This is a genomic window from Bradyrhizobium sp. KZN70725 (genome assembly GCF_055264925.1).
The window spans coordinates 22,501-33,859 of record NZ_JBUYWT010000071.1 but is presented as its reverse complement, the minus strand read 5'-3'; the positions used below and the strand labels follow the sequence as shown (position 1 = coordinate 33,859).

The following is an 11,359-nucleotide window of genomic DNA, read 5'->3' as shown; positions in this document are numbered from 1 at the left end:
ACTCGCGCCCGTATCAATTGGATGTTCACAACGGACAAAGCTCGCACCAAACTGGGGCGCGCCTATCCAGGCATACCCAAAGAGTCAAAATCACTGTGACGAGCTACTAGTCGGCGCGCGCCGCTCCAGGAGTGTCCAGCTGGCGCTGCATGAACACGAGATCGAGCCAGCGGCCGAATTTGCGTCCGACCTCCGGCATCCGGGCGACCTCGACAAAGCCGGCCCGCGCGTGCAGCCGCAGCGAGGCGAGATTGCCGCCGTCGATGCCGGCGATCATGACGTGCTTGCCGAGCGCGGTGGCCGCGGCGATCAGCTCGTCGACGATGATCCGGCCGAGGCCGCGGCCGCGATGATCGGCATGGATATAGACGCTGTGCTCGACGCTGTAGCGGTAGCCCGGGAAGGCCCGGAAGTCGCCGAATGTGCCGTAGCCGAGCACCGTCGTCCCCTCGACGGCCACCAGCACGGGATAGCCCAGAGCCAGCCGCGCCGTCATCCAGGCCAGCCGCTCGGCCTCGGAATCCTGCTTCTCCGTCCAGATCGCATTCGAGTTGGCGACCGCCTCGTTGAAGATCGCGGTAATCGCAGGGATGTCCTGCTCTGTGGCGGGGCGGATAATCATCGGTGGTTCCTTGACGGGCCTCTTGAACGGATCCCCATCGTCTATTATATAAGACGATATGTCAATTATAGAGGACAAGGCCGATGAGGCTCTCGGGCGGCGGGTTCGCGCCGAACGGGAGGGCCGCGGCTGGTCGCTGGCGGACCTCGCCGGGCGGGCGGGCGTGTCCAAGGCCATGCTCAGCAAGATCGAGCGGGCGGAGGCAAGCCCGACGGCGGCGACGCTGTCGCGGATCGCCACGGCCTATGGCCTGACCATGGCCGCGCTGTTCGAGGTTGCCTCACGAAATTCCCGCCTGCAGCGGGCCAAGGATCAGCCGGTGTGGCGAGATCCGAAGGCGGCCTATCTGCGGCGGCAAGTGTTCCTGCATCCGGCCAATCCGCTGGAGCTGGTGGAGATCGAGCTGCCTGCGAGGCAGGAAGCCGGCTTCCCCGCCAGCGCCTACCACCTGGTCCGCCAGGTGGTGTGGGTGATCAGCGGCCGCCTCACTTTGATGGAAGGGGCGGAGCGCCACGAGCTCGCTGCGGGCGATCGCGTCGAGCTCGGTCCGCCGTCGGACATCGTCTTCCGTAACGAAACGGCTCAGCCCTGCCGCTACCTTGTCGCCATCGTGCGGCGCTGAGCTTCATCGGGTGAAATCGCAGATTGTGGCTCTTCCGTTTTGGAACCAAGTGCCCACATCTGCGGCAAGCCTGAAAAATGATGGCGACGACCAGAGGCTGGTTGAGGAACGTCAACGCGGCCCGCGGAAACCCAATGAAGATGCCGGAACCATGCCTGAATGGGTGGTGACGGCAGGCCGAGGGAAAACGAATGAACATTGAGAAGTACACCGAGCGCGCGCGCGGATTCATCCAGTCTGCCCAGTCGCTCGCAATGCGCGACGGTCACCAGCAGTTCTCGCCGTTGCACCTGTTGAAGGTGCTGCTGGACGACAATGAAGGGCTCGCCGGCGGTCTGATCGACCGTGCGGGCGGCAATTCCAGAGCAATCCTGAAAGCGACCGAAGAGGCGCTGAACAAGCTGCCGAAGGTCTCGGGCAATGGTGCCGGGCAGGTCTACCTGTCGCCGGAGCTGGCGCGTGCCTTCGATGCGGCGGAAAAGGCCGCCGACAAGGCCGGCGACAGTTTTGTCACCGTCGAGCGGCTGCTGCTCGGGCTCACGCTCGAGAAGGGCAGCGAGGCGGCCTCGATCCTGAGCAAGGGCGGCGTCACGGCGCAGAACCTGAACGCGGCGATCGAAGCGCTGCGCAAGGGCCGCACCGCCGACAGTGCGACCGCCGAGAACGCTTACGACGCGCTGAAGAAATATGCCCGCGACCTGACCCAGGCTGCGCGCGACGGCAAGCTCGACCCGGTGATCGGCCGCGACGAGGAGATCCGCCGCACGATTCAAGTTCTGTCGCGGCGGACCAAGAACAATCCCGTCCTGATCGGTGAACCCGGCGTCGGCAAGACCGCCATTGTCGAGGGCCTGGCGCTGCGCATCCTCAATGGCGACGTGCCGGAGAGCTTGAAGGACAAGAAGCTGCTGTCGCTCGACATGGGCGCCTTGATCGCCGGCGCGAAATATCGCGGCGAGTTCGAGGAGCGGCTGAAATCGGTTCTGCAGGAGGTCTCGTCGGCCGAGGGCGGCATCATCCTGTTCATCGACGAGATGCACACCCTGATCGGCGCCGGCAAGACCGACGGCGCAATGGACGCGTCCAACCTCCTGAAGCCTGCGCTCGCGCGTGGTGAGTTGCACTGTATCGGTGCGACCACGCTCGACGAGTACCGCAAGCATGTCGAGAAGGATGCGGCGCTGGCTCGCCGGTTCCAGCCGATCTATGTCAGCGAGCCGACGGTCGAGGACACCATCTCGATCCTGCGCGGCCTCAAGGACAAATACGAGCAGCATCACGGCGTGCGCATCACCGACTCCGCGCTGGTGGCCGCGACCACGCTGTCGAACCGCTACATCACCGACCGCTTCCTGCCGGACAAGGCCATCGACCTGATGGACGAGGCGGCGGCGCGGCTGAAGATGCAGGTTGATTCGAAGCCGGAAGAGCTCGATTCGCTCGATCGCGACATCATCCGGCTGAAGATCGAGCAGGAGGCGCTGAAGAAGGAGAACGATGCCGGCTCCAAGAGCCGCTTGCAGACCCTGGAGAAGGAGCTCGCAGGGCTCGAGGAGCGATCGACGGCGCTGACGGCGCGCTGGAGCGCGGAGAAGAACAAGCTCTCCAATGCCCAGAAGCTGAAGAGCGAACTCGACGCGCTCCGCGTTGAGCTGGCCAATGCGCAGCGTCGCGGCGAATTCCAGAAGGCGGGCGAACTGGCCTATGGCCGGATTCCCGAGCTGGAAAAGAAGCTCGCCGACATCGAGGCGCAAGCGAACAGCAAGCCGAGCGGCGGCGAGATGATGGAGGAGGCGGTCACCGCCAACCACATCGCGCAGGTCGTCTCGCGCTGGACCGGCGTGCCGGTCGACAAGATGCTCGAGGGCGAAAAGGACAAGCTCCTGAAAATGGAGGACAGTCTCGCCAAGCGCGTCGTCGGCCAGGCTGAAGCCGTGCGTGCGGTGGCAACCGCCGTGCGCCGTGCCCGCGCGGGCCTGCAGGATCCGAACCGGCCGACCGGCTCGTTCATGTTCTTAGGCCCCACCGGCGTCGGCAAGACCGAGCTGACCAAGGCGCTCGCCGCTGACCTGTTCAACGACGAGACCGCGATGGTCCGCCTCGACATGTCCGAGTTCATGGAGAAGCACTCGGTCTCGCGGCTGATCGGCGCGCCTCCCGGCTATGTCGGCTACGACGAGGGCGGTGCCCTGACCGAAGCCGTGCGGCGCCGGCCCTACCAGGTCGTGCTGTTCGACGAGATCGAGAAGGCGCATCCCGACGTCTTCAACGTGCTGTTGCAGGTGCTCGACGACGGCCGCCTGACCGATGGTCAGGGCCGCACCGTCGACTTCCGCAACACGCTGATCATCATGACTTCGAATCTCGGTTCGGAGTTCCTGGTGAATCAGCCGGAGGGCGAGGACACCGCGGCGGTCCGCGATCAGGTGATGGGCGTCGTGCGGGCGCATTTCAGGCCGGAATTCCTGAACCGCATCGACGAGATCATCCTGTTCCACCGCCTGCAGAAGAGCGAGATGGGCCGTATCGTCGAGATCCAGTTCGCGCGGCTGACCAAGCTGCTCGAGGATCGCAAGATCGAGCTCACGCTGGACGCCAAGGCGCGGGACTGGCTCGCGGAGAAGGGCTGGGATCCGGCTTACGGCGCCCGCCCGCTGAAGCGGGTGATCCAGCGCAGCGTGCAGGATCCGCTGGCCGAGATGATCCTCGCCGGCGAGGTCAAGGACGGCGATCATGTCGTGATCTCGGAGAAGGGCAACGTGCTGACCTTCAACGGTCAGGTGCCCAAAACCGCCGAGATCGTGCAGTTCGAGGCCCCGGTCTCGAAGCGCAAGCTGAACTGAGCGTTTCGATAGCGAAACCGGATGCGGCCTGGCGACAGGCCGCATCCATCGCCATGACATCGGCGGGCCGCATGCGACGGAGTTCCTGTTCGGCGGCCGGTTTTGTGAGCCCGAATTAATGAAACCGCCTCGGGACGGCGTTCGTTTTCATCCTGAATGATCGGCTGGCGTGGCAAACGTCCCGCGCAGCTGCAAAGGAACTATCTGGCCCGAATCGCAGCGCTGATTCGCGCGCCACCTTGCATCATCCTGCAAAGCCACTCCGCCGGTCGCCCTCAGCAGAAGGCGAATTGCATGAGCAGAGACCTCATTGCCCATAACCGGCCCGTCTATGACGATCTTCATCCGCGCGTTTACGGCGCAGCCGCCGGCCTTGTCGCGTGGTTCGCGGCGGCGGCATGGATATTGTTCGACCGCCAGGACGACGTCGAGCTGTCGCTGATGTTCGTCAGCGTATTGCTGTTCGTCGCGGTGCTATTGCCGTGGGTGCTTTCGCTGATCTGGCGGAAATACGACGATCGGCACGACCTGCATCAGCGGTCGATTCCGTTCCGGGAGTGGCGGACCGGCGAATTCGCGGTCTGGGGCAGCACGATCAACACCACCCATGCCACCATCGACATGCTGCTCCCGCTCGCGTCCGTGGCATTCGGGCTGACCGCGATCGGAATCGTGTTCCTGATCTGCGCCAGCCTCGCGCCGTAAATCTTGCCGGACCCGTCATTCCTGCGGGGCGATGGGCGGTGACGGCTCGTCGTCCTCGCCGGGCTCGAGTTCGGACAGGATGTCGACCAGCTCGCGGGCGCGGCCGGTGGCCAGCGGCTTGCCGGCATTGATCAGCGGCTCGTCATTGGCGAGCCAGGCCTGCGCCTCGGCAAGCTCGGTGATCGTCGCCCCGGACGCGATAATCCTCGCGATCGTGACGTCGTCGGCGGAGCCGACGGCCTTCAGCACATCGTCGCGGGTGAGGCTTGCCATGCGCGCCTCCTCTGCAAGGTTTACCTAAGCGGACAAAGCCTGACCGGCGCGGATGGTTCCGGATGGAACGGCTTCCTGAGCGAGGTTTCCGCCGTCAGCGGTTGGTGGTGGAGCGCGTCTGCGACGTGGAACTGGTGGCGTCCGAGACGATTCGCGAGCTGCCGCGGCTGGACATCTGGGCCTCGATCCGGTCGCGCTCCTTCTCGAAGTTCGCCAGCATCGGGCCTTCGAGCGAACGGCCGCGCGGCAGCTTCACGCGCATCGGGTCGACGAATCGGCCGTTGACCAGGATTTCGTAGTGGACGTGCGGGCCGGTCGACTGGCCGGTCGAGCCGACGAAGCCGATCACCTGGCCCTGCCGCACCTTCTTGCCGATCTCCATGCCCTTGGCGAACGCCGACATGTGGCCGTAGGCGGTCTCGTAGCCATTGGCATGCTTCATGCGGATATATTTGCCGTAACCGCCCTCGTATCCGACCTTCTCGAGCACGCCGTTGCCGGAAGCGAAGATCGGCGTGCCGTAGGCGGTGGCCCAGTCGACGCCGGTGTGCATCTTCACATAGCCGAGGATCGGGTGGCGGCGGCCGCCGAAGCCCGAACGCATGATCGCGTTGTTGACCGGCTTGCGTACCAGGAACTTCTTCGCGCTCTTGCCGGTCTCGTCATAGTAGTCGACGAGGCCGTCGTCGGAGCTCTGGAATCGGTAGTATTTCTTGGTTTCGCCGCCCACGGTCAGCGCGGCGTAGAGCACTTCGGTCTTTTCGGTGCTGGTGACGCCCTCGTCCTCGCCGGCAAAGAACACGTCGAACGAGTCGCCGGGCTGGACCTTGCGCTGGAAATCGACGTCGTAGGAGTAGATCTTGACCATGTCTTCGATGACGGTCGGCGGCACCTTGTTGCGCAGCGCGGTCTCGTAAATGCTCTGATAGAGCCGCACGCCGCTGCCATCATCCTCGTCATCGTCGCTGGAATTGTCGGCGGTCTCGGTGACGGTGTTCATGCTCTGCACGTCGACGGCAACGTATTTGCCGAGATCGGACAGCGCAGCGACGGCCTCGATGACGGATTCGTTGGCGACGATCACGCGATAGGGCTGCAGCCTGACATTCGGTCCGGGCGCGGCCGGCGCCATCAGGATTCGTACCTTCTGGCCTTCCTTCAGGCCGCCCTCGCGGCCACGCGGGCCGAGCGTTGCGGCGATCGCCTTCGCCTCGTCGGGCGTTGCGCCCTGATCGCGCAGGATCGAGGTGATGCTGTCGCCCTTCCTGACGACGTGAACCCGTTCGCCGACCGGATTGCCGCCGGTGACCTGCTCTTTGGTCTTCGGCAGCAGGGTGACGTTCTCAGGCACCACGCGGGTCTCGAAGCCGGCATAGGGATCGGAGGTGTTGCCCTCGGTGGCGTAGGCCATCCTCATGTCGGGGCCGGCGCCGCTCGCGTCAGCCGCGGCATTGGCGAGTGAAGCGTAGCGCACCGAGCCGCCGGAGCCGCGCCAGTTGGCTGCGTCGCGGACCCGCATCAGCACGTCGTCGAGCGCGACGACCGCGGCGAGCTTGGCCTTCGGCAGCACGGAGCCGAGATCCTTGGTGACGAACGAGACCTCGGCGTCGGGCTCGGCCGCGGCATTCGGATCCTCGGCCGCCGCCGGCGTGTCGGAGCCGACATCGGTCAAGAGACGCTGCGCATTGAACGCAGGGATTTTTGCCGACAGATCGCTCGTGGTCATCGAGAGATTGCCGGAAATTCGGATGAAGGGCCGCACCCGCATCACGTCGCGATTGCCGACGCGGGTCACGGTCGACACGCGCACCAGGCTGCGGGAGGCGGAGGATTCGCTGGGCGGCGGCAGGCGGTCACCCTTGTGCAGGCTGACGACGCGATCGTTGCCGGTGAACGCGCCGCGGAGCGCGCCTTCAACGCGCTCCGGCACCTTGGCGAAGGTCATCTCGCCGTCGAGCGACGCAAAAACGGCGCCGCCGATCAGGGCCGCGCCACATAGTCCAGTCAGAATGGTGCCGCTAAACCATTGAACGGAGACACGGCGGCGGTCGATCACCGCGGCCTCGGTGCCGTCGACCGAAAGCGGCGGTTCGTGACCGAGATCGATCATCCCGGTCTCGCGCCCAATGCCGCTTCCGCGTGACGCCCGTTGGCTCAACCCGATATCCCCCCAAATTCCAGCAACTGCGATCGACCTCAGCTCGTCCTCGTCCCCACCTTAGATCCCCCGAAGAGGAATCGCGGCAGTGTGGCGAGCTACACGCATCGAATTCGAGAAGCCGATGGCCATTAGCTAGCCGCGATCTCGAACGTCAATGGTGTGCAGATCTCTCGATGTTGCTCGGCCGCGAAGGGAAGAGGCGACGGATTCTTGGAGAAAATCGCCTGGTCCCCCAGAAAAACCGCCCCAGCCCCCACAGGTTACGAGCGGTTCAATGCATTCGTTATAGCCAGAACGTCGCAGGATTGTGGCTCAAGTGCGGCATTTGAGGTGGAAAAGCTTCCCTGAAAGCAGGTCGATGCGCGCCGCCCGGCCCCGGGGCGGTCGGAACCCGTTTTGGAGGGCCTCACGGGCCGCCCGGCGACGAACTTTTTTTAAAGTTTTTTGCCGCGAGGGCTGGGTGGCGAATTTTTACCTCCGACCTAAGCCACGGAAAGCACGAGAATTTCTTCGCACTGCACAAGCGATTTGGGCGTGCGACGATTTGTTGACAATGGCCGTTGACAATCCCGAGGGGGGCGGACTATAAACCAACCACTGAGCGCGGCGCCGCCGGGTCACTGACCAAGGCGAGCGAACGCGCCACTGATGCTCCTCACTTCGATGAGTGACACAACAGCCGACATAAATCGGTTGAAGTTCACCGTCGGCCGGTGAAGGGTAGAACCGCCCTCTAAGGGTGTGGGGTCATCGGATCCCGGGCTGTTTGACAAGTGAAGATGAAGAAAGAGAAACGTGGACGGCGGAGTCCTTGCGTCTCTCGGAATACTTGAAAGCTTCGGCTTTTGACTTCTGAGAGTGGACGAAAGACTTCGGCGGTACACGTTTTAAAGGTTACACCATCGCTGCCAACGATGTGAATCGCAGGCGGCTCGTTGACTTCGGTCGACGAAGAATGGTGGGACCTCGTCAAACGTTGTGATCAGCCGGTTCAAGGTTTCAAGTCCAACTTGAGAGTTTGATCCTGGCTCAGAGCGAACGCTGGCGGCAGGCTTAACACATGCAAGTCGAGCGGGCATAGCAATATGTCAGCGGCAGACGGGTGAGTAACGCGTGGGAACGTACCTTTTGGTTCGGAACAACTGAGGGAAACTTCAGCTAATACCGGATAAGCCCTTACGGGGAAAGATTTATCGCCGAAAGATCGGCCCGCGTCTGATTAGCTAGTTGGTGAGGTAATGGCTCACCAAGGCGACGATCAGTAGCTGGTCTGAGAGGATGATCAGCCACATTGGGACTGAGACACGGCCCAAACTCCTACGGGAGGCAGCAGTGGGGAATATTGGACAATGGGCGCAAGCCTGATCCAGCCATGCCGCGTGAGTGATGAAGGCCCTAGGGTTGTAAAGCTCTTTTGTGCGGGAAGATAATGACGGTACCGCAAGAATAAGCCCCGGCTAACTTCGTGCCAGCAGCCGCGGTAATACGAAGGGGGCTAGCGTTGCTCGGAATCACTGGGCGTAAAGGGTGCGTAGGCGGGTCTTTAAGTCAGGGGTGAAATCCTGGAGCTCAACTCCAGAACTGCCTTTGATACTGAAGATCTTGAGTTCGGGAGAGGTGAGTGGAACTGCGAGTGTAGAGGTGAAATTCGTAGATATTCGCAAGAACACCAGTGGCGAAGGCGGCTCACTGGCCCGATACTGACGCTGAGGCACGAAAGCGTGGGGAGCAAACAGGATTAGATACCCTGGTAGTCCACGCCGTAAACGATGAATGCCAGCCGTTAGTGGGTTTACTCACTAGTGGCGCAGCTAACGCTTTAAGCATTCCGCCTGGGGAGTACGGTCGCAAGATTAAAACTCAAAGGAATTGACGGGGGCCCGCACAAGCGGTGGAGCATGTGGTTTAATTCGACGCAACGCGCAGAACCTTACCAGCCCTTGACATCCCGGTCGCGGACTCCAGAGACGGAGTTCTTCAGTTCGGCTGGACCGGAGACAGGTGCTGCATGGCTGTCGTCAGCTCGTGTCGTGAGATGTTGGGTTAAGTCCCGCAACGAGCGCAACCCCCGTCCTTAGTTGCTACCATTTAGTTGAGCACTCTAAGGAGACTGCCGGTGATAAGCCGCGAGGAAGGTGGGGATGACGTCAAGTCCTCATGGCCCTTACGGGCTGGGCTACACACGTGCTACAATGGCGGTGACAATGGGATGCTAAGGGGCGACCCTTCGCAAATCTCAAAAAGCCGTCTCAGTTCGGATTGGGCTCTGCAACTCGAGCCCATGAAGTTGGAATCGCTAGTAATCGTGGATCAGCACGCCACGGTGAATACGTTCCCGGGCCTTGTACACACCGCCCGTCACACCATGGGAGTTGGTTTTACCTGAAGACGGTGCGCTAACCGAAAGGGGGCAGCCGGCCACGGTAGGGTCAGCGACTGGGGTGAAGTCGTAACAAGGTAGCCGTAGGGGAACCTGCGGCTGGATCACCTCCTTTCTAAGGATGATCCTTCAGATCAGCTCACGCTATCTATCGGATCGTTTTAGAAACATTCAGGGGCCAACAGTTTCAGGATTGTTGAGCTCCATTGGCGGGATTTCGCCGTCTTCGTTTCTCTTTCTTCGCGGACGAACACGCGCCAGGGGCTGAGCGCTGTGCGATGTACCGACTTCAGGTCGAGTGCGCGCCGGCATGTCTCTCGTGTTAGGGGCTTGTAGCTCAGTTGGTTAGAGCGCGCGCTTGATAAGCGTGAGGTCGGAAGTTCAAGTCTTCCCAGGCCCACCATTTTGATCGAGTGCGGAGCATTCGTCTTCTGGTACGGGGCCATAGCTCAGCTGGGAGAGCGCGTGCTTTGCAAGCATGAGGTCGTCGGTTCGATCCCGTCTGGCTCCACCAGATGGAATTGAAGCTCGATAGCGCCTCGTTCATTTCGTCCGCGAAACATCACTTCGCACTCATTGGTCCGGATGGACGGTGACGTGCGTGTTTTCTGACATCGTAAAGAGGAGATCGATCCGAGTTTGGATCAAGCGAAGCAATTCGCCTGAGCCATTCATTATCTCCGGGATCATTTCGGCGCTCGCTTCAATCGTGAGATTGGGTGCGGGTTGTAAATGATCCCTTTTAGCGAAGCTTGACCGCCTCGCTATCGGGCCGATCTTACGAAGCAAGCTGGTCTTTCTAGTCAATGTCCGGCTGCGCAATCGCATTCATCGAGGATGCGTGCCTGAGACTTCGGTCTTCGGGCAGTTGTGCAGACAACATTCTGCCGAGTGTGTGGACATTGATAATGAGAGCAATCAAGTGCCTTAAGGGTGTTCGGTGGATGCCTTGGCGCTGAGAGGCGATGAAGGACGTGCTACGCTGCGATAAGCCGTGGGGAGCTGCGAAGAAGCTTTGATCCGCGGATTTCCGAATGGGGAAACCCACCTTCGATAGCCGGAACTCCAAGACCTTGTGTGTTGGGGTTCGACCAGAAATGCGAGAAATCAAACCGCGAGGTTTTGGATTTCCGGTTATCAAGAGAAGGTATGAGACCTCTGAATAAAATAGGAGGTTTTAAGCAAACCCAGGGAACTGAAACATCTAAGTACCTGGAGGAAAGGACATCAATCGAGACTCCGTTAGTAGTGGCGAGCGAACGCGGACCAGGCCAGTGATACATCAAAGACAATCGGAACCTGTCAGGAAAGCAGGGCCTCAGAGGGTGATAGCCCCGTACGAGTAATGCGATGATGTATCCACGAGTAAGGCGGGACACGTGTAATCCTGTCTGAACACGGGGGGACCACCCTCCAAGCCTAAGTACTCCTCAGCGACCGATAGTGAACCAGTACCGTGAGGGAAAGGTGAAAAGCACCCCGACGAGGGGAGTGAAATAGACCTGAAACCGGACACCTACAAACAGACGGAGCCCAAGATACGTTCTGGGTGACGTCGTACCTTTTGTATTATGGGCCAGCGACTTAATTTAACGAGCAAGCTTAAGCCGATAGGCGAAGGCGTAGCGAAAGCGAGTCTGAATAGGGCGTCAAGTTCGTTGTATTAGACCCGAAACCTAGTGATCTAGCCATGAGCAGGTTGAAGGTGAGGTAACACTCACTGGAGGACCGAACGGGTGCCTGTTGAAAAAGG

6 protein-coding genes, 2 tRNA genes and 2 rRNA genes (1 of these 10 cut by a window edge) are annotated in these 11,359 nt (G+C 61.3%); 7 read left to right on the top strand and 3 right to left on the bottom strand.

What is annotated here, in order from left to right; translation table 11 throughout:
* Positions 1-106: 106 nt before the first annotated feature.
* The gene (locus tag ACZBJS_RS37350) at positions 107-622 is read right to left on the bottom strand and encodes a GNAT family N-acetyltransferase (RefSeq protein ID WP_316396052.1); all 516 of its coding nucleotides are present in this window, start codon (positions 620-622) and stop codon (positions 107-109) included.
* Positions 623-680: 58 nt separating this feature from the next.
* On the opposite strand from ACZBJS_RS37350, the gene ACZBJS_RS37345 reads away from it, so the two are divergent.
* From ACZBJS_RS37345 to ACZBJS_RS37335, 3 genes are all read left to right on the top strand, one after another.
* Complete coding sequence (locus ACZBJS_RS37345) at positions 681-1,244, top strand: helix-turn-helix domain-containing protein (RefSeq protein WP_076827465.1); 564 nt, start codon at positions 681-683, stop codon at positions 1,242-1,244.
* A 191-nt stretch (positions 1,245-1,435) separates the two neighbouring features.
* The gene (clpB, locus tag ACZBJS_RS37340) at positions 1,436-4,087 is read left to right on the top strand and encodes an ATP-dependent chaperone ClpB (protein ID WP_057017858.1); all 2,652 of its coding nucleotides are present in this window, start codon (positions 1,436-1,438) and stop codon (positions 4,085-4,087) included.
* A gap of 294 nt (positions 4,088-4,381) precedes the next feature.
* Positions 4,382-4,792, top strand: a complete 411-nt coding sequence (locus ACZBJS_RS37335) for a hypothetical protein (RefSeq protein ID WP_316396053.1) — start codon at positions 4,382-4,384, stop codon at positions 4,790-4,792.
* A gap of 15 nt (positions 4,793-4,807) precedes the next feature.
* Here ACZBJS_RS37335 and ACZBJS_RS37330 read toward each other — a convergent pair whose 3' ends face one another.
* Together ACZBJS_RS37330 and ACZBJS_RS37325 are read right to left on the bottom strand one after the other, a co-directional pair.
* Positions 4,808-5,065, bottom strand: a complete 258-nt coding sequence (locus ACZBJS_RS37330; RefSeq protein WP_225645335.1) for a hypothetical protein — start codon at positions 5,063-5,065, stop codon at positions 4,808-4,810.
* 94 nt (positions 5,066-5,159) lie between these two features.
* Positions 5,160-7,223, bottom strand: coding sequence for a M23 family metallopeptidase (locus ACZBJS_RS37325; RefSeq protein ID WP_225160476.1), 2,064 nt, complete (start codon positions 7,221-7,223; stop codon positions 5,160-5,162).
* 1,009 nt (positions 7,224-8,232) lie between these two features.
* On the opposite strand from ACZBJS_RS37325, the gene ACZBJS_RS37320 reads away from it, so the two are divergent.
* The 4 genes from ACZBJS_RS37320 to ACZBJS_RS37305 all read left to right on the top strand — a co-directional run.
* Positions 8,233-9,721: ribosomal RNA gene (locus ACZBJS_RS37320) — 16S ribosomal RNA — on the top strand.
* 211 nt (positions 9,722-9,932) lie between these two features.
* A tRNA-Ile gene (locus ACZBJS_RS37315) sits at positions 9,933-10,009 on the top strand.
* 35 nt (positions 10,010-10,044) lie between these two features.
* Positions 10,045-10,120 (top strand) — tRNA-Ala (locus ACZBJS_RS37310).
* A gap of 402 nt (positions 10,121-10,522) precedes the next feature.
* Positions 10,523-11,359: ribosomal RNA gene (locus ACZBJS_RS37305) — 23S ribosomal RNA — on the top strand; it runs 2,009 nt beyond the window's last position.
* The 16S and 23S rRNA genes sit together here with 2 tRNA genes alongside, the layout of an rRNA operon.

Coding starts and splice junctions, on each gene's coding strand:
- clpB (WP_057017858.1), top strand. CDS start 1,436: ATGAACATTGAGAAGTACACCGAGCGCGCGCGCGGATTCATCCAGTCT.
- ACZBJS_RS37345 (WP_076827465.1), top strand. CDS start 681: ATGTCAATTATAGAGGACAAGGCCGATGAGGCTCTCGGGCGGCGGGTT.
- ACZBJS_RS37350 (WP_316396052.1), bottom strand. CDS start 622: ATGATTATCCGCCCCGCCACAGAGCAGGACATCCCTGCGATTACCGCG.
- ACZBJS_RS37335 (WP_316396053.1), top strand. CDS start 4,382: ATGAGCAGAGACCTCATTGCCCATAACCGGCCCGTCTATGACGATCTT.
- ACZBJS_RS37330 (WP_225645335.1), bottom strand. CDS start 5,065: ATGGCAAGCCTCACCCGCGACGATGTGCTGAAGGCCGTCGGCTCCGCC.